The following is an 18262-nucleotide window of genomic DNA, read 5'->3' on the forward strand; positions in this document are numbered from 1 at the left end:
GGGAGGCGGAGGGTCAGCCGCCGTAGCCGCCGTTGTCGTGGCCGCCGTCGACGTTCGCGCACTGGTTGCCGAAGGCCGGGTTGATCAGGCCGATGACGTTGACGGTGTTGCCGCAGAGGTTGACCGGGATGTGGACCGGGACCTGCACGACGTTGCCGGAACCGACGCCGGGCGAGTGGGCGGCGACGGCCTCGGCGCCCGAGTCGGCGACGGCCATGCCGGCCCCGCTGAGGGCAACGGCACCGGTGCCGGCGAGAACAGCGGCAGCCTTCGCGATGCGAGACATCAAGAACTCCTTGAACGGGGAAAGCGACCGCGAGAATCACGGCCACACGTGTCCTTCAACGGCGAAAGCGCGCACGGGTCACGGGCATTGCGCCGAATGAGAGCGAAGAAAACGCAGAATCGGAAGAGATGGCCCGCGGATCATCCGTCCGTCCGCCGTCGGATACGACGGAACGGACCGTGAACCGCGGGCCGCGGCCATGCGACAAGCCTTCTGTTGCAACGAGCGGAGCCCCCTCGGGTGGCGGGAAGAATCGTGTCTTCACCCCGCCGGGCCGACGCTCGCGCACCAGAACCACCGGAGGACCGGAAGGCCGGCGGACCGGAGGATCGGAAGGGTCAGGGCGCGAGACCGAGCTGCGGGTCGAGGGCGCCGCTGAGCGCGGGGGTCAGGACACCGACCTCCGGGACGGCGAGCTCCGGCAGGCCGAGCCCGTTCCCCTTCGGCGCGAGCAGCGCGTTGCCGACGGTGGCCCCGGGAGTGACGGCCTTCATGTCGGAACGCGGACTGGTGACTGCGGCCGTGCCGGGCTCGCTGCCGCGCAGCACCTCCGGCAGCGGGGCCGCGATGTCGGTCTCCGAGAGGGTGCTCTCGAGCGGGATACGGGGCAGGGTGAGGTCCGGCAGCGCGCCGACGCCCTCGTGGAAGCCGGTGGGCGCGCCGGGGATCGGCGTGGGTACGCCGGAGGCGACCGTGGGAGCGTCCATCGGGAGCACCGGGTCAAGGCCCTGCAGCGGGACCACCACGGGCGCGTCGGCGGCGGCCGGGGACGCCAGGGCCGCCGAGGCGATGGCGGCGGCGAGGAGTCCCAGACCGGCGTGAGATCGCAGATTCATGTCCTGCAAACGAGTTGCGGGGCCGATTCGTGACGGGATTCCCCTGAGTGCAGCAACACGAGGCCCCCACCGGTGAGGGTGGGGGCCTGGGTTGACGCGTCGGCCGGGCGACGCGTCGGGGGCGGTGCTGCCGTCAGTCGCGGGCGCGGACCAGTCGTCCCCCGCGCAGGTACATCACCGTGCCGCCGATCAGGAGCGCGGCGCTGATCGCCGCGGCGCCCATGACGGTGGCGGAGTCACTGCCGGTGTCGGGCAGCTGCGGGTGCTCACCGGGCGTGCAGTCCGGACCGCTCTCACCCTCCTCGCACTCACCGGGCGGGTTCTCCCCAGGCGTGCAGTCCGGACCGCTCTCACCCTCCTCACACTCACCGGGCGGGTTCTCCCCAGGCGTGCAGTCAGGACCGCTCTCACCCTCCTCACACTCACCGGGCGGGTTGGTGGGCGGAGTGGTCGGCTTGTCGGGCGGGGTCGTCGGCTTGTCCGGCGGAGTCGTCGGCTTGTCCGGCGGGGTCGTCGGCTTGTCCGGCGGAGTCGTGGGGTGGTCCGGCGGGGTCGTCGGCTTGTCCGGCGGAGTCGTCGGCTTGTCCGGCGGAGTCGTGGGGTGGTCCGGCGGGGTCGTCGGCTTGTCCGGCGGAGTGGTCGGCTTGTCCGGCGGGGTCGTCGGCTTGTCCGGCGGAGTCGTCGGCTTGTCCGGCGGAGTCGTCGGCTTGTCCGGCGGAGTCGTCGGCTTGTCCGGCGGAGTCGTGGGGTGGTCCGGCGGAGTGGTCGGCTTGTCCGGCGGAGTGGTCGGCTTGTCCGGCGGAGTCGTCGGGTGGTCCGGGGGCGGGTTGTCGCCCTCGTCGTCGCCGTAGCCGTAGGGCTCGTCGTCATCGTCGCCGGCGGCGGACTTCACCGCCTGGTGGCAGATGTCGGCGACCGCCGCGGCGAACTCGCCCAGTGCCGCGTGATCCCCGCAGACGTTGCCCGCGACGGGGAGCGGCACGTGGTGCCCGGCCTCCGGGCCGGGCGAATCCCCGGTGGCGGCCATGGCGTTCGCGCTCAGAACGAATCCGCCGGTGAGCGACAGGATGCCCGTCGCCGCGGCGGTGGTGAGGATTTTTCTGCTGATGATGGATCGCATACCGCTCTTCCTCTGGGACAGGAGAACCGGCGAGGATCCCCCCTCGCTCCGTCCGGCCCGTGTTCCACGCCGTCCGAGTGCGTGGGAATGGCGCGAGCGTAGGGACGTGGACCCGGTGAAGACCCGGGGCAACACGGCACACAATCCGAAAATCATTCAATCGGACGTCGAACGGGAGCAAAGGGGCGGCCCTGGCGACGTCGCCAGGGCCGTTCATCGCAAGCGGGTCTGACCGGGCGTCAGCCGCCCAGTCCGTTCGCGCCCAGCGGCAGACCACCGAGCAGCTTGGAGCCGCTCTGGCCGGCCTGGTTCAGCTGGCCCGCGGTGTCCGTGACGGTCTGGACGGGCGATCCGTCCGTGGTGCTGCTGAGGGCATCCGTCGTCAGCCCGCCGCTCGTGAGCGAACCGAGTCCACCGTCCAGGCTGGTGGGCACCATCGACCCTGCGGCCATCGCGGGCGAGGCGACGCCCAGGGCCATCACAGAACCGGCGACGGCCGCGGCAACCTTGGTGGGCTTCATGAAGAGGATCCTTCCATCGGTTTTCAAGTCCCTTGCCGTACAGGCCTCTTGAGTGATTCCCGTACGTCGTTCCACCTTGGGTAACGAGACGTTCGCCGCCCGGAAACTCCGGGAGCCCGCTTTTCTCGACACTGCACCCGAAGGAATGGACCCGGTGTGATTGCCCGATGGAATGCGCGGGGCGGCGCACGACGGCGCGCGAACGCGGGCGTGCCCGCCCGGGGGTTCCCGGGCGGGCACGGGGTTCGCGGGCGCTTCCGCCCTGCCGTCGGCTAGCGCACCGGCAGCGGCGGCTTCACCGGAAGGGCGTCCGTGGAGACGGGCGGCTTGACCGGCACGGCATCCGTCGAGACGGGCGGCTTGACCGGCACGGCATCCGTGGAGACCGGCGGCTTCACCGGCACGGCGTCCGTCGGGAGGCCCGGCAAGGCGGGCAGGCCGGCCAGGTCCGGGGCCGGCAGGCCGCTGCCGAGCACGGTCGCCACGGCGAGGTTGACCAGCGAGGTCAGGGTCGCGGTGACCTGCGGGACGACACCGGCGACGTCGCCCGAGGTGACGGCGGCGAGCAGGCCGGCGACCGCCTTCTCGATCGAGGCGAGCGCGTCGCCGACCACGTCGGCGGGCGCCGCCGCCTTCGCACCGGCCGCCACGGGCAGCCCGGCGGGCGTGGTCACGGCCGACGTCACGGGAGACGTCGCAGGGGTCGCGGGGGTCGCGGGGGCCGCGGGGGCCGTCACGGCCGAGTCCGCAGCGGGCGGCCTGACGGCCGGAGCCTCTGCGGCCGGCGCGGTCACCGGAGTCTCGGCCGCGGGCGGGGTGACCGGAGTCTCGGCCGCGGGCGGGGTGACCGGAGTCTCGGCGGCAGGCGCGGTCACCGGGGTCTCGGCCGCGGGCGGTTCGACCGCCGGGGTCTCCGGGAGCGGGGCCGGGGCGGCTTCCTTCGCCGCGTCGACGGCGGTCTTGATCTTCGCCTTGAAGGCCTCGGCGTCGGCGGCGGGCAGCTGCCCGCCATCGGCCTTGAGCGCGGCGGTGATCAGCTCGGTCACCGGGGCGCTCACGGAGCCGAGCTCACCGAGCGCCTCCGCCTGCGCCAGCAGGGCGGCGGCGTCGGGGAGGGGTGCCCGGTCGCCGGTCTGGGCCGCCGGGCGGGAGGGGCTGAGTTCGTCGGCGAAGGCGGGTCCCGCCGTACCGAGGGTGATGGCGGCGGATATCGCCAGGGCGGTGAAGCGGCGTGAAGCGTGGGGACGCATGCGTGTTCCTTTTTCTTATGCGTCGGACAACAGCTCTGCCACCGTGCCTGCGGGTATAGCGCTGCGCAATCGGAGAACTACTGAGCGCCACGCCTCCGTTCGAGTGAATCCACCCTCCTGACCTGCCCCTCCCAGGGGCGTACGCCGTTGCACCGGACGGCGCACGGGGGTGCGTCCGAACGAGTCACCACTCGGCGAGCAGACGGCGAAGGCCGGCGCGCCGCCCCTGACGGGGCGCCGCGCCGGCCTCGGAAGGACCACGATCCGGCGTGCGAGATCAGGCGTTGATGCAGGTGTTGCCGAAGGCCGGGTTCAGCGCGCCGATGACGCTGACGGTGTTGCCGCAGACGTTGACCGGGATGTGGACCGGGACCTGCACGACGTTGCCGGACAGCACGCCGGGGGAGTGCACGGCCGCGCCGTGGGCGCCGGCGTCGGCGGCGGCGACACCGGCGGCACCGGCGACGGACGCGGCAGCACCGACGGACAGAGCGACAGCCTTGGCGATACGGGACATGGAGAACGTCTCCTCGATCGATTTTCAACTCGGACGGCGCGGACGGTTTTGCCCGGCTGCTTCAACAACGCCGCTGGATTTCATCGGTTGCTCTCCCGAACGGGTGACGTTCAACCGATCTTTGGGCCATAGGAGGGTCATTCGAGTGACTGGGCCCAGAAAGGCGCAACACGCTCAACGAGGAACGTGCCGTTTGGATACGGAAGTTAGCGTTTGTGAGCATCTAATGCTTACTATCGCCCGTCGCGGGGGTTATAACGTTCCCGAACGTTGCTTCCGGTCCCGTCGCGCGTTCATCCATTTCGCGCGGCCGACATCTCCCTCCCCTCCCCCGGTCTCCACGGGTCTTCCCTTCCTTCTCTCATCAAAGCGGAGAACCTGTATGCGGAATTCAGCGGTTCATGCCGTTCGTCGGGGTCTGGTGTGTGCCATGTCGTGCGCGGCGCTTTCCGCCGCGCTCCCGGCCGCTTCCGCCGTCGCGCCCGCGACCGCGCCCCGGCCCGTCGCGCCCCAGCCAACGGAAGCCGCCCGACTCCCCTTCACGCCGCGGTACGAGGCGACCTTGCACGGTGGGGTCGTGCGGGCCGCCAACACCTCGGCGACGGGCGCCACCGGCGCCGAGCCGGCCAACGACGGCGCCACCATCGCGTACGTCGACGTCGACAGCGATCCCAACACCTACAACTCCAGCCGGGCCGAGCTGCGTGTTCCCGCCGGGGCCCGGGTCAGCTGGGCCCGCCTGTACTGGGGCGGGAACCTGCGCGTGGGCGAGCAGAAGCCGCCCACGGACAACGGGCGCGTGCTGATCGCCGAGCCCGGCGGCCAGTACAAGGCGGTGCTCGCCGACAGCACGATCGGCCACCGCACCGCCGACGGCGCCGACGCCTTCCAGGCCTCCGCCGACGTCACCGAGCTGGTCCGATCGGCCCAGCCGGGACTCTGGACGGTCGCCCAGGTGAACGTCGCCATGGGCCGTTCGGCGGTCGGCGGCTGGGGCGGCTGGACGCTGGTCGCGGCCTACGAGAAGGCCGAGGAGCCGCTGCGCCGGATCACCGTGTGGGACGGGTTCGAGGCGCTCGGTCCGAAGAACCGGGAGGTCTCGGTCCCGCTCGCCCTGGGCGGGGACCGCGTTCCCCGGGGTGCGGACGGCCTGCTCGGAATCGTCGGCTACGACGGCGACCGGGGGACTTCCGGGGATTACCTGGCGGTGGAGACCGGCCGGGCCAAGAGCGTCACGCGCAGCGTGATCTCCGATTCCGCGAATTCCGCGGACGACGTGATGAACTCCAGCATCACGGAATCGGGAACAAGTCGGATGGAACGACTGCCCGCTCATCAGAACACCCTGGGGTACGACTCCGACGTCTTCGATCTGCGGGGGGCGCTGCGCCATGGGGCCGATCGTTTCCACATCCGCCTCGGGAGCCCGGAGGACGCCGTCTGGCTCGGCGCGCTCTTCCTCCAGGCCGACCTCGAACCGAGCCGCCGCGCCCTGGCGGACGCCCGGGACTGAACCGCGGCCGGACGTGCTGCACGCCGTGCAGCCGGGTGACGGCGGGGTCGCCAGGGTCGTCACCGATCTGGTCCGCGGCCAGCTCGCCGCGGGCCTGCGGGTGGCCGTGGCCTGTCCGCCCGGCACCGAACTCGCCGCCGCCGTACGGGCGGAGGGCGCCGACGCGTACGACTGGCGGGCCGGGCGCGATCCCGGCCCGCGGCTGGCCGGGGAGACCCGTGAGCTCGCCCGGCTGCTCCGTACCGTGCGGCCCGCCCTGGTCCACGCGCACAGCGCCAAGGCCGGGCTCTGCACCCGACTCGCCCTGCGCGGACGGATCCCGACGGTGTACCAGCCGCACGCGTGGTCCTTCGAGGCGGTCGAGGGCACGACCGCGGCGCTCGCCCGGCGCTGGGAGCGCTGGGCGGCCCGCTGGACCGACCGCGTGCTGTGCGTCAGCGAGGCCGAGCGCCGAACCGGCGAGAGTGCCGGGGTGCGCGCCGCCTGGTCGGTGATCCACAACGGTGTGGACGCCGCACGCTTCACGCCCGAGGGCGGTTCGGCCGCCCCCGGCCCGGGGCCCGCCGGTGCGACCGGCGGGCCGCTCGTCGTGTGCGTGGGCCGGCTGTGCCGGCAGAAGGGTCAGGACGTGCTGCTCGACGCCTGGCCGACGGTGCTCGCCGAGGTGCCGGACGCGCGGCTCGTGCTCGTCGGCGACGGCCCGGACGCGGCGCGGCTGCGGGCCGCCGCCGGGGCCTGGCCCTCGGTGCGGTTCACCGGGTCCGTCGCCGACCCCGCGCCCTGGTACCGGGCTGCCGACCTGGTCGTCCTGCCGTCCCGCTGGGAGGGCATGGCGCTCGCGCCGCTGGAGGCCATGGCGAGCGGCCGTCCGGTGGTCCTCGGCGACGTGGACGGGGCGCGGGAGAGCCTGCCGCCCGGTCAGGAGGCCCTGTGTCTGGTCCCGCCCGGGGACCCGGCCGCACTCGCCGCCGCGCTCGGCCGCCTTCTCGGCGCGCCCGGACTGCGGCACTCGCTGGGCCGGGAGGCCCGCGAGCACGTACTCAGCAGATTCGATGTGCGGCGCACCGGCGCGGCCGTCGCGGAGCTCTACCGCGAACTGGCCGGAGTGCGGTGCACGGAGCACAGAGAGCCGATCGCACAGTGACTACCGAAAGCACCAGCGTTCCTCCTTCGTCCGGTCCCTGGTCCTCGGCCGGCCAGTTCGCCGGTCTCACCTCCCTCGCGTCGCCGCGCGCGGGCTCCGACCGGCTCGCGCTGCCGGCCCGCCGGCCGGCCCGGACGCGGTTCGCCGTTGTGCCGCTGGTCGCGGCGGACGTGTTCGCCGTACTGCTCGCGACGGCCGTGCAGGCCGCGGCGCACCGGCGCTGGGAGCTCGCGCTGTTGGTCGCCGCTCTCGTGGTGCTGCTCGACGGCCGGGCCGGGCTGCACCGGCCGGCGGCCGTGCCCGTCGGCGTCCTGGACGAGGTGCCGGCGCTCGCCGCCCGGGCCGGCGTGGCCTGGAGCGTGACGGCCGCCGCGGTCGCCGCGTACGCTCCGGCGCTGGCGATGGGCCCGCTGCGGCTGGCCGCCGCGTACGCGACGCACGTCCTGGCCGTGGTCGTGCTGCGCGGGTTCGTGCACGGGCGCCGGCGGAAGGCGGCCCGGGCGCATCCGCGTTCGGCGCTCGTGGTGGGCGCGCCGGGCCCGGCGCGGCGGTTCGCCGCGGCGCTCGGCCAGCACCCGGAGTACGGCATCCGTCCGGTCGGGATCGTCGGTCCGCGTCAGGACGGCGAGCGGGGCCAGGACGGTGAGCGCGGTCTGCCGGTGCTGACGACCGCCGAGGAGATCCACCGGGCGGTCATCCAGAACACGGTGCGCGACGCGGTCCTGCTCACCGAGGACGAGGGCCTGGTGACGCTGTTCCAGCAGTACGGCTGCACCACCTGGCGGGTCGGCGGCGAGCCGTCCGGCGAGCCGATGGCCGACCACCTGTGGGGTTACGGCTGCCGCCGCCTGGTGCCGCTCGGCGAGCGGCGCGGGCTCACCGCGAAGCGGGCCCTGGACGTGGCGCTCGCCGCGCCCGCGCTCGCGCTGGCGCTGCCGGTGCTGCTGCTGTGCGCGCTGGCGGTGCGGATCGCGGACGGACCGGGGGTGCTGTTCCGGCAGGAGCGGGTGGGTCAGCACGGCCGCCTCTTCACCCTGCTGAAGTTCCGTACGCTCAAGCCGGCCGACGAGACGGAATCGGCGACCCGGTGGAGCGTCGCCGACGACCACCGGATGAGCGCGGCCGGGCACTTCCTGCGGAAGACCTCGCTCGACGAGCTGCCGCAGCTCTGGAACGTGCTGCGCGGCGACATGAGCCTGGTCGGGCCGCGGCCCGAACGTCCGTACTTCGTCGCGCAGTTCAGCCGGGTCCACGCCGGTTACGCGGCCCGGCACCGGATGCCGGTGGGGCTCACCGGACTCGCCCAGGTGCACGGGCTGCGCGGCGACACGTCGATCGAGGACCGCTGCCGCTTCGACAACCACTACATCGACCACTGGTCGCTCTGGCAGGACGTGTGCATCCTGCTGCGCACGGCGGCCGGGCTCGTGCGACCGACGGGAAGCTGACGATGACCACGGCGACGGGAACGGCCGTGACGGTGCCGGCCACCACCACCGCTCCGGACGTGCGGGACTGGGCGCGCCGCGCCGGGGCGCTGTCCCCGGTGCTCGCGGTGATCGCCCTGCTGCTCGTACCGGGCGGCGGCGGTGGCGCGCAGGGCGGAACGGGCGGCTCGGGCACGGTCGCCGACGCGGCGTCAGGCCTGCTCGTGCTGATCTGTCTGGTGCGGGTGGTACGGAGCGGGGCCAGGCCGCTGAGCCGGGTGGCGGCCGTCGTGTTCGGCCTGCCGGTGTTCGGCGTCTGCCTGGCCGCGATCACCTCGCACGACCCGGGAGCCAGCCTGCCGGGCGTGGCCCGCTACCTGCAGATCTTCGTGCTCGTGCCCGCGGCCGTCCTCCTGACCATCCGCGACCGGCGCGACTTCGCCGTCGTCGCCTGGGCGCTGGTGGGCCTCGCGCTGCTCGAGGGCGGGGTGGGTGTGCTGCAGTACCTCACCGGCACCGGCGCCTCGTACCAGGGCGAGGACATCCGGGCGGTCGGCACCTTCGGCGCCACCGACGTCATGGGCATGGCCACCGTCGTCTCGTACGGCCTGGTCGTCGCCACCGGCCTGGCGCTGGGCGGCCGTGCGGGCCGGACCCGCACGGCGGCCCTGGTCTGCGCGGGCCTCCTCTTCCTCCCGCTGGTGCTGTCCTTCAGCCGGGGCGCGTGGATCGCGACCGTCCTGACCTGCGGCATCCAGCTGGTCCTCTCGGGCCTGCTGCGGGCCGGGCGGGTCGCGCTGGCCGCGGCCGCGCTCGGGGTCGTCCTGGTGGGCGGCTTCGGCGTCGGCGGGGACATGGTCAAGGAACGGGTCAGCAGCATCACCCAGGTCGCCGCCGCACCCGACCAGTCGGTGACGGACCGGTACACGATGTGGGCGGCGGCCGGCCGGATGTGGAGCGGCGAGCCGCTGACGGGCGTGGGCCTCAAGGGCTTCCCGGCGTACCGGGACTCCAACGCCTCGCTGGCGCTGTCCTCCGGCAGCGACACGGCCGGCGCGGGCGCGGCCTTCGCGCGCCAGCCGCTGCTCTCCCCGCACAACATGTACCTGCTGATCCTCAGCGAGCAGGGCCTCGTCGGCCTCCTGGCCCTCGCCGGCGGCTGGGTCGCCCTCCTGGTCGCGGCCCTGCGCCGGCGCCGCCTCGGCCCGGACTGCGCCCTGGTCGCGGCGGGGCTGCTGTCCTGGCAGCTCATCGACTTCTTCTACGCGGACATCGGCGGCCCCTCGACGGTCCTGATGTCCGTCGTGTTCGGCCTGGCGGCCTGGTGGTCCCTGGCGGAGGTGGACCGTGCGTGACCCCTGGGGCACTTCCCAGGACCCGACGGACGCCGCGGACGCGGCGGACGGCGGGCGCGCGCGGGGGCCGGCGGGCGCCGAAGGAGGGGCTCACCGGCCGGGGTTCGGCCCGTCGGGCGCGGGCGCCGGACACGGCCGCGGCGCGGACGGCCTCGACACCACGCCTTCCCCGCACGGGAACCGCCCCGCCACCGGGGACGGCACGCCGACCGGAGGCGGGGCGCCGACGCGAGGCGGGGCGGGTCACACGCCGTGGGATGCGACGCCGCCCACGGCCGGGCACGAGTCCGCCGCGTGGCGCCACGCCGTGCCCGGCGACGGCCCGCGGCCGTACGGCTCCGCCGACTCCCCGGACGGGCGCGTGCCGCACGGCCCCGCCGGTGCCGCGGGCGGCAGCCCGGCGCCCTCCCCGTGGGGCCGCGCCGTGCCCGGCGACGGGCCGGAGCCGCCGCGCGCGGCCCGCAGGCGCGACAGCGGCGGGGTGCCCGCAGAGGGGCGCGGGGCCTGGGGCGTCGGGCGGGCGGAAGGCGCGGATCCGTGGGCGGATCTCGCGACCGGGGACCCGTTGTGTGATCTGCCGCCGCTCCCGACGCCGGCACCCGTGCCGGGGGGCGTCGAGGTCGGGGCGGGTGGCGTGACGGGGGATCCGTGGGCGGCGGGAAGTACGGCGGACGCGCTGTGCGGGCTGCCCGCGCACGGCGTGGCGGCGGCCGAGGCGCCGCCCGTGGAACTCGCCCGCGGGCTGCGGGCAGGCGGCGGCGCGGATCCGTGGGCGGCGGCACCGACCGACGGGCGGTGCGAGTCGCCCGCGCACGCGGGCGCCGTCCGGCGGCCCGCGGGGACGCGGGCGGTACGGCACCGGACGGCCGGTCACCGGACCGTCGTGCTCGGCACCCGGCCCATCACCAGTCACTCGGTGCCGGACGAGGCGGCCCGCCCGCCGCTGCTCGGCGGACGTCCCCTGGGCCACGGCGCGCAGCCGGTCGCGCCCGAGCGGGGCCGGCACGCCCGTCGCCGGACGAAGTGGTCGCCGTCGGGGCGGTTCCTGCTGCGGGCCGCGGCCGTCACGGCCGCGCTGACCGCCGTCGGCGCGGTGCTCGGGCTGGTCAGGGACCAGATCCTGGCCGGGTACTTCGGCGCCGGCGCGGAGACCGACGCGTTCCTCGTGGCCTGGACCGTCCCGGAGTTCGCCTCGACGCTCCTCATCGAGGACGCGATGGCGCTGATCCTGGTGCCGGCGTTCTCGCGGGCCCTCGCGCGCCGGGCCGGCACGCTGTTCGGTGACCCGGTCCGCAACCTCGTACGGGCCACCCTGCCCCGGATCGTCCTCGCCGTCGCCGCCGTCTCCGCCCTGCTCGTGGTCCTCGCGCCGCTGCTGGTCGCCGCGCTCGCGCCGGGCCTGCCCGACCCGCAGCTCGCGGTGGACTGCACCCGGCTCACGGCCACCTGCGTGCTGTCCTTCGCCCTCGCCGGCTACTGCTCGGCCGCGCTGCGCGCGCACGGCTCGTTCCTGCCGCCGGCCGCGATCTACGTCGCGTACAACGTCGGCATCATCGGCACCACACTGCTCCTGCGGGAGCCGCTCGGCGTGCGCTCGGCCGCCGCCGGAGTCGCGGTCGGCGGCGTCCTGATGGTCCTCGTCCAGGCGCCCTCGCTCCTGCGGGAGCTGCGGACCCGGCCCGTGCCGAAGGAGGAGCCCAAGGCGCTCCCGGCCGGCGACGGGCGCCTCCTCGTGATCGGGATGATCGCTCCGGTCGTCGTCTTCGCGCTGACCCGCCAGTCGCAGATCCTGATCGAGCGCTTCCTCGCCTCGCCGCTCCCGGCCGGTGCCATCTCGCATCTGAACTACGCGCAGAAGGTCGCGCAGATGCCGATGATCCTCTCCCTGATGCTGTGCACGGTCAGCTTCCCCGTCGTCGCCCGCGCGCTCGCCTCGGGCGACAAGGAGGCGGCCCGCCGGCGGGTCGAGCGGGATCTGCTGCTCGCCGCAGTCGTCGTCCTGATCGGCGCGTCGACGGTGATCGCCGCCGCGCCGCAGATCGTCGAGCTGCTCTTCCAGCGCGGCGCGTTCGACGCCGGCGACACCGCGGCGACCGCGGCCGTGATGCGGGTGTACGCGCTCGGGCTGCTCGGCCAGACCGTCGTGGGCGCCCTGGTCCGCTGCTACTTCTCCGCCGCCCGCCCGCTCTGGTACCCCGCCGCCGCGATGGGCGCCGGGCTCGCCGCGACGGCCGTGACCGGCGCGGCCGCCGCCCGCCTCTGGGGCGCCTCGGGCATCGCCGGCGCCAACGCCTTCGGCATCACCCTCACCGCCGTGATGCTGCTGCTCGGTGCCCACCGCCAGTCCGTCCCCGTCGACGTCCGCCGGCTCGGCGAGGGCCTGCTGCGGCTGGCGACGGCCGGCGCCTGGGCCACCGGCGCGGGCTGGCTGTGCTCGGTCCTGATCGGCCCGCCCGTGCTCTCCCTCACCGTCGCGGCCCTGGTCGTCCTCGGTGTCTTCCTGCTCTTCGTCGCGTGCGCCGCCAAGGCGCCCGAGATCCCGCCCCTGCCCCGCTCCCCCCGCCGAAGGACCCCCCATGCCCGCCCCCGCCGTGCTGCGTCGTCTGCTGCCGAAGCCTCCCCTGTGGGTGGCGATGTACCACTCGATCGCGGAAGCGCCCGCTGACCCGTACAAGGTGACGGTCTCCCCCGTGCGCTTCGCCCGCCAGCTGCACTGGCTCGGCGACCGCGGCCTGCGCGGCGTGTCCGTGCGCGAGCTGCTCGCGGCGACCGCCGAGGGACGGGAACGCGGCCTGGTGGGGCTGACCTTCGACGACGGGTACGCGGACTTCCTGGAGTCGGCGGTGCCGCTGCTGCGCCGGCACGGCTTCACCGCGACCGTGTACGTGCTGCCCGGGCGGCTCGGCGGCGACAACGCCTGGGACGCGGAGGGCCCGCGCAAAGCGCTGCTCGACGAGGACGGCATCCGCCGGGCCGCCGCGGCGGGCATGGAGATCGGCTCGCACGGACTGCACCACGTGTCGCTCGTGGACGCCGACGACACCACCCTGGCCGCCGAGACCCGGCACAGCCGTGAACTGATCGAGGAGATCACCGGCGATCCGGTGGAGGGCTTCTGCTATCCGTACGGGACGGTCGACGCCCGGGTCGTACGGGCGGTCCGCAAGGCGGGCTACTCCTACGGCTGCGCGATCGACCCGGGGCCGCTGTCCGGCGCGTACGCCCTGCCCCGGATCCACATCGGCGAGGACGACACGTCCTGGCGGCTGACCGCGAAGCGCGTGCTGCACCCGCTGCGGCGGCGCCGGCCCGCCGACCTGGTCCCGGCGCGGAGCGGCCCGGCGAGGTCGGTCCTGTCATGACGGCGGACATGAAGGTGCTGCACGTCATCACCGGGCTCGGCATCGGCGGCGCCGAGCAGCAGCTCCGCCTGATGCTGCGCCATCTCCCGTTGCGGAGCGCCGTGGTGACCCTGACGAACCCCGGCGCCGTCGCCGACGGCATCGAGGCGGACGGCACCCCGGTCACCCACCTCGGGATGACCGGCAACCGTGACGCCGGCGCACTGCCCCGGCTCACCCGGCTGATCCGGCAGGGCGGTTACGACCTGGTCCACACCCACCTGTACCGGGCGTGCGTGTACGGCAGGCCCGCCGCGCGGCTCGCCGGCGTGCGGTCCGTCATCGCGACCGAGCACTCCCTCGGCGAGGCGCAGATCGAGGGCCGGCCGCTGTCCGCGGGCACCCGGGCGCTGTACCTGGCGACCGAACGCCTCGGCACGTCCACGGTCGCCGTCTCCCCGAGCGTCGCCCGCCGGCTCACCCGCTGGGGCGTGGCCCCGTCCCGCATCAGCGTGGTGCCGAACGGCATCGAGACGAACCGCTTCGCCTTCGACCCGCGGGCCCGCGCCTCCGCCCGGGCGGCGCTCGGCCTGCCCCCGAACGCGTTCGTGGTCGGCGGGGTCGGGCGACTGGCCCCCGGAAAGCGCTTCGACCGCCTGGTACGGGCGGTGGCGGCGGTACCGGAGGCCCGGCTGCTGCTCGTCGGCGAGGGCGACCAGCGGGAACAGCTGCTGCGCGTCGCCGAGGAGTGCGGGGCGAAGGACCGGGTACTGCTGGCGGGCGCGTGCGAGGACCCGCCGGCCGGCCCGTCGGGCCCGACCGCCCGGGAGACCGGCGCGCACGCGGCGGGCCCGGCCGGCCCGGAGGGCTCAGCCGGCCCGGCGGACCTGGCCGGCCCGGTGGGTCCGGAGGGCCTGGGAGGCCTCCCGGCCTCGGCGGGTCCGGTGGGTCCGGAGGGCCTGGCGGGCATCCCGGCCTCGGCGCGTCCGGAGGGCCCGGTGGACCTGGCGGCCTCGGCGGCCCTCTCGGATTCGGCGGCCTCCTCCGGGCGGGCCGGCGCGACCGGCGGGCGGCCCGGTCTTCCGGCGATGCTCGCCGCCATGGACGTGTTCGTGTCCACCTCCCCGGACGAGACCTTCGGGCTCGCCGTCGTCGAGGCGCTGGCGGCCGGGCTTCCCGCGCTCTACGTGGCCTGTCCGGCGATCGACGACCTGCCGGCCGAGGCCGCGCCCGGTGCGCGGCGGATCGGTGAGTCGGTGCCCGAGCTGATCTCGGCACTGCTCGCGCTGCGGGACTCCGGTCACGGTCGGCTGGCGCCGCCGGAGGCCGTCCGCCGCTACGACATCGCGCAGAGCGCCCGGAAGTTGATGTCCCTCTACCACCAGGCCGTCCACGGCCCCACCCCCGTGAAGTGAGAGCTGCGTCATGACCACCAACCCACCACGTCACACCCTGCTCACCCCCGCCCGCTGGATGGTGCTGCCCGCCGCCGTGCTCGCCGGAGCGGTCCTCGGCGGCGGTTACGGCGCCCTGAAGTCCCCCGAATACGCGGCGACCAGCTACGTCATCGTCGTCCCCGGGGAGAAGTCCGACCCGTCGGCCGCGCTCGGCTTCGCCCAGGCGTACGGGCGGGTCGCCACGGACATCGCGGTGACCGGTGACGCCCAGGTGTGGGCGGGCGTCTCGGCCGACACGCTGCGGTCGAGCGTGCAGGCCGCGACCTCGCCCGACGCGCCGATGATCTCGATCACCGCCCGCTCGGCGAAGCCGTCGACGGCGGTGTCGATGGCCGACGGCGTGGCACGCTCGCTGGTCCTCAACAGCTCGCACGTGGCCGCGAACACCGGCGTGAAGGTGGTCCAGTTCTCGCGGGCGACCAAGCCGGTCGAGCCGGTCTCGCCGTCGGCCTCGCTGTCGGCGCTGGTCGGCGCCTGTGCCGGCGGGCTGCTCGGCGGTCTGGTGCTGCTGGTCCGGCCCAAGCGGTCCGCCAGGGCCGAGGCACGGCACTCGCGCCAGGGCGCGAACCCGGCCGGGGCCCAGACCTCGGCCCCGGCGTCGGTTCCGGGCCCGGCGGGCGCCGCGCAGCAGCCGGAACCGGAGGCGGTGTGAACGGCAGACCCCTCTACCCGGAAGTCTGCCGGGACGCGGCCTCGTTCGGGCGGCTCGGCCCGGAGTGGACGGCGCTGTACGGGCGCTGCTCGACGGCCACGCCCTTCCAGTCCCACTCGTGGCTCCACTCCTGGTGGCTGTCGTACGGCCGGCCCGGCGCCCTGCGGATCGTCCTGGTCCGGCGCGCGGACGGCACGCCCGTCGCGGCGGCGCCGCTGATGCGGACCTCGGCCGGCCCGCTGCCGGTGCTCACCCAGCTCGGCGGCGCCATCACCGACTTCACCGACGTGCTGCTGGACGACGACTGCCCGGAGGCCGCGCCCGCACTCGCCGGCGCCCTGGCCCGGGCGGCGCGCGGCGCGGTGATCGATCTGCGCGAGGTACGTCCCGGGGCGGCGGCCGAGCGCGTCTACGAGGCCTGGCGCGGGCCCCGGCGGCGGCTCGCCGACTCGCTGTGCCTCGAGCTGCCCGCCGTACCGATGGAGGCCCTGCTCGAACGCATCCCCTCCGGGAAGGCGCAGCGGGTGCGCGCGAAGCTGCGGAAGATGGACGCGCTCGGCATCGACGAGCGCATCGTGCCCGCGGCGGAGGTGCCGGTGGCCCTCGAGCGGCTCCTCAAGCTCCATCAACTGCAGTGGCAGGGCCGCGGCGTGACCGCCGAGCACACCAGCGAGCGCTTCGCGCAGCACCTGGCGCGGGCGGTGCTGCCCATGGTCGAGCGCGGCGACGCGATGGTCACCGAGTTCCGGCTCGGCGGCGACGTCGTCTGCGCGGACCTGACGCTGATGTCGCCGCGGCTGGCGGGCGGCTATCTGTACGGGGCGGACCCGGAGCTGCGCGCGCGCAAGGTGGACGTCGCGGCGATGCTGCTGCGGCACGGGGCGCGCGAGACCAGTGCGAGCGGCCGGGCCACGCTGAGCATGCTGCGCGGCACCGAGTCGTACAAGCACCACTGGCGGCCCGAGACCGTGCCCAACCAGCGGCTCATGCTCGCGGGCCGGAGCACGGCACCGCTGCTGTGGCTGCGCGCGGGCGCGGCGAACGGGCGGCGCTGGGCGGCCCGGCAGGCGCGGGAACGGGAGTGGGTCGGACGGGCGGTCGGTCGGCTGCCGGGCCGGGCCGGAACGCCGAGCGGCGGCGGAGGATGAGTTCCTCCGCCGCCGTGGGGGGCCGTCACCTACCGGTCGGACCGGTCAGAAGGGCCAGACCCCGTTCAGCGCGCCCTTCCAGTCGATCTTCAGACCGTCCTGCCAGCCGACCACCGGCGTGGCGGGCTTGGCCGGCTCGACGGGCTTGGCCGGGACGGCGGGGACGGCGGGCATCTCGGGCCTGGCGGGAGCCGCAGGAACCGCGGGAGCCGCAGGAACCGCGGGGGTTGCCGGCTGCTTCCAGGAGTCCTTCCAGGAGTTCGTCGGTACGCAGATCGGTCCGCCGATCCAGCTCTCCACCCATGAGCCGAGGTTCAGCTTCCAGCAGTCGGGCTCGGGCTTCGGTTCCGGCTTGGGCTCGGGCTTGGGCTCGGGCTTCGGCTCGGGCTTCGGTTCAGGCTTGGGCTCGGGCTTCGGCTCCGGCTTCGGCTCGGGCTTCGGCTCCGGCTTGGGCTCGGGCTTCGGCTCCGGCTTGGGCTCAGGCTTCGGCTCCGGCTTGGGCTCAGGCTTCGGCTCCGGCTTGGGCTCAGGCTTCGGCTCCGGCTTCGGCTCAGGCTTCGGCTCCGGCTTCGGCTCAGGCCTCGGCTCAGGCCTCGGCTCAGGCCTCGGCACCGGCACCGTCGGGTCCACCGGGTCCGTCGGGTCCGTCGGCTCAACCGGGTCCGTCGGATCCGTCGGCTCAACCGGGTCCGTCGGGTCCACCGGGTCCGTCGGATCCGTCGGCTCAACCGGGTCCGTCGGATCCGTCGGCTCAACCGGGTCCGTCGGGTCCGTCGGCTCGACCGGGTCCGTGGGCTCGGTCGGCTCTGTCGGCTCGGTCGGGTCGACCGGGTCCGTCGGATCCACGCCGTACAGCATCTGCCGGAACACCTGCGAGGACTCCGGGTTGGCCTCGCACTGCCAGACGCCGTGCGGGCAGTAATCGGTGATCGTGTGATACAGCGGCTTGTGCTGCTTCATCCATTCCAGCATGCGCCGCATGTACTCCGGGTTGTCCCCGTTCCGGAACAGTCCCCATTCCGGGTAGGAGATCTGCTTCCCGTGCTGGGCCGCGAAATCGACCTGCGCCTGGAGTCCGTACGGCTCGCTGACGTGCCGGTCGAAATCGGCGCCAGGCGGCTGGTCGTAGGAATCCATGCCGATGATGTCGACGACGTCGTCCCCGGGATAGCACTCGGTCCACGGAACGGCGTCCAGACCCCGGCTCGGGTTGAAGTCGAACCGGAACTTCTGCCCCGGCACGGACCGCATCACGGTCACGATCCGGGTCCAGTACTTCTTCCACGCCGTCGGGTCCGGCGCGCACCGGTGGGTGTACGTCGTGCCGTTCATCTCCCAGCCGAGGACCACGACGGTGTCGTCGGCCTTCAGGTCGACCAGGCGCTGGGCGAGCGTGCGGAAGTGGTGGTCGAAGTACCCGGCGGCACCGAGCTGGAGCTGGCGGCGGACCTCGTAGTCGGAGACGCCCGCCTCGTTCCGCTCCAGCATGGGCACGTTGAGGACGAACAGGCGGTCGGCCCGCTCGTTGCGCCAGTTCGCCCAGGCGTCGAGGAAGCCGGGTGGGCCCTCGATGTTCGACCAGCGGTCGCCCGGCAGGTAGGTGTGACCGACGCGCAGCTCGCGGCCTCCGAGCCAGCGCTCCAGCTGGGAGATCCGGGCGACCCCGAGCGGGCCCGAGTCCAGGAACGCTCCCAT

Annotated in this window: 16 protein-coding genes; 9 read left to right on the plus strand and 7 right to left on the minus strand. The window is 74.5% G+C overall.

Features of this window, described 5'->3' with window-relative positions:
- Positions 1 to 13: 13 nt before the first annotated feature.
- From ACFY8W_RS08855 to ACFY8W_RS08880, 6 genes are all read right to left on the minus strand, one after another.
- Positions 14 to 286 carry a chaplin family protein gene (locus ACFY8W_RS08855; RefSeq protein ID WP_391102173.1) on the minus strand — a complete coding sequence of 91 codons (273 nt, stop codon included), beginning with the start codon at positions 284 to 286 and terminating at the stop codon, positions 14 to 16.
- A gap of 338 nt (positions 287 to 624) precedes the next feature.
- A complete protein-coding gene (locus tag ACFY8W_RS08860; protein ID WP_391102174.1) occupies positions 625 to 1122 on the minus strand; it encodes a hypothetical protein in 498 nt (165 codons plus the stop codon).
- A 133-nt stretch (positions 1123 to 1255) separates the two neighbouring features.
- Complete coding sequence (locus ACFY8W_RS08865; RefSeq protein WP_391102176.1) at positions 1256 to 2242, minus strand: LPXTG cell wall anchor domain-containing protein; 987 nt, start codon at positions 2240 to 2242, stop codon at positions 1256 to 1258.
- A 239-nt stretch (positions 2243 to 2481) separates the two neighbouring features.
- A complete protein-coding gene (locus ACFY8W_RS08870) occupies positions 2482 to 2763 on the minus strand; it encodes a hypothetical protein (RefSeq protein ID WP_391102178.1) in 282 nt (93 codons plus the stop codon).
- A 272-nt stretch (positions 2764 to 3035) separates the two neighbouring features.
- Complete coding sequence (locus ACFY8W_RS08875; protein ID WP_391102180.1) at positions 3036 to 4013, minus strand: hypothetical protein; 978 nt, start codon at positions 4011 to 4013, stop codon at positions 3036 to 3038.
- Between the two features lie 277 nt (positions 4014 to 4290).
- Positions 4291 to 4530, minus strand: a complete 240-nt coding sequence (locus ACFY8W_RS08880) for a chaplin family protein (protein WP_391102182.1) — start codon at positions 4528 to 4530, stop codon at positions 4291 to 4293.
- Positions 4531 to 4912: 382 nt separating this feature from the next.
- Between ACFY8W_RS08880 and ACFY8W_RS08885 the strand changes: the two genes are divergently transcribed.
- The 9 genes from ACFY8W_RS08885 to ACFY8W_RS08925 all read left to right on the plus strand — a co-directional run bounded on the left by ACFY8W_RS08885 (position 4913) and on the right by ACFY8W_RS08925 (position 16567).
- The gene (locus tag ACFY8W_RS08885) at positions 4913 to 6043 is read left to right on the plus strand and encodes a DUF3344 domain-containing protein (protein WP_391102184.1); all 1131 of its coding nucleotides are present in this window, start codon (positions 4913 to 4915) and stop codon (positions 6041 to 6043) included.
- A gap of 25 nt (positions 6044 to 6068) precedes the next feature.
- Positions 6069 to 7187: a glycosyltransferase gene (locus ACFY8W_RS08890; RefSeq protein ID WP_391102186.1), complete on the plus strand. Its 1119-nt coding sequence runs from the start codon at positions 6069 to 6071 to the stop codon at positions 7185 to 7187.
- Positions 7184 to 8635: a sugar transferase gene (locus ACFY8W_RS08895; protein ID WP_391102187.1), complete on the plus strand. Its 1452-nt coding sequence runs from the start codon at positions 7184 to 7186 to the stop codon at positions 8633 to 8635. The genes ACFY8W_RS08890 and ACFY8W_RS08895 overlap by 4 nt, the downstream gene beginning before the upstream one ends.
- Positions 8636 to 8637: 2 nt before the next feature.
- Complete coding sequence (locus ACFY8W_RS08900; protein WP_391102189.1) at positions 8638 to 9969, plus strand: O-antigen ligase family protein; 1332 nt, start codon at positions 8638 to 8640, stop codon at positions 9967 to 9969.
- 943 nt (positions 9970 to 10912) lie between these two features.
- Positions 10913 to 12634, plus strand: coding sequence for a lipid II flippase MurJ (gene murJ, locus ACFY8W_RS08905; RefSeq protein ID WP_391103823.1), 1722 nt, complete (start codon positions 10913 to 10915; stop codon positions 12632 to 12634).
- A complete protein-coding gene (locus ACFY8W_RS08910; protein WP_391102192.1) occupies positions 12546 to 13331 on the plus strand; it encodes a polysaccharide deacetylase family protein in 786 nt (261 codons plus the stop codon). The genes murJ and ACFY8W_RS08910 overlap by 89 nt, the downstream gene beginning before the upstream one ends.
- A gap of 8 nt (positions 13332 to 13339) precedes the next feature.
- A complete protein-coding gene (locus ACFY8W_RS08915; RefSeq protein ID WP_391103825.1) occupies positions 13340 to 14725 on the plus strand; it encodes a glycosyltransferase in 1386 nt (461 codons plus the stop codon).
- Positions 14726 to 14735: 10 nt separating this feature from the next.
- Complete coding sequence (locus ACFY8W_RS08920) at positions 14736 to 15419, plus strand: lipopolysaccharide biosynthesis protein (RefSeq protein ID WP_391102195.1); 684 nt, start codon at positions 14736 to 14738, stop codon at positions 15417 to 15419.
- Positions 15416 to 16567 carry a GNAT family N-acetyltransferase gene (locus tag ACFY8W_RS08925; RefSeq protein ID WP_391102197.1) on the plus strand — a complete coding sequence of 384 codons (1152 nt, stop codon included), beginning with the start codon at positions 15416 to 15418 and terminating at the stop codon, positions 16565 to 16567. The genes ACFY8W_RS08920 and ACFY8W_RS08925 overlap by 4 nt, the downstream gene beginning before the upstream one ends.
- 45 nt (positions 16568 to 16612) lie before the next feature.
- Here ACFY8W_RS08925 and ACFY8W_RS08930 read toward each other — a convergent pair whose 3' ends face one another.
- The gene (locus ACFY8W_RS08930; protein WP_391102199.1) at positions 16613 to 18262 is read right to left on the minus strand and encodes a glycosyl hydrolase; all 1650 of its coding nucleotides are present in this window, start codon (positions 18260 to 18262) and stop codon (positions 16613 to 16615) included.

Origin of the sequence: Streptomyces sp. NPDC012637, assembly GCF_042954805.1 — a bacterium.
In the GTDB taxonomy this organism is placed as follows: domain Bacteria; phylum Actinomycetota; class Actinomycetes; order Streptomycetales; family Streptomycetaceae; genus Streptomyces.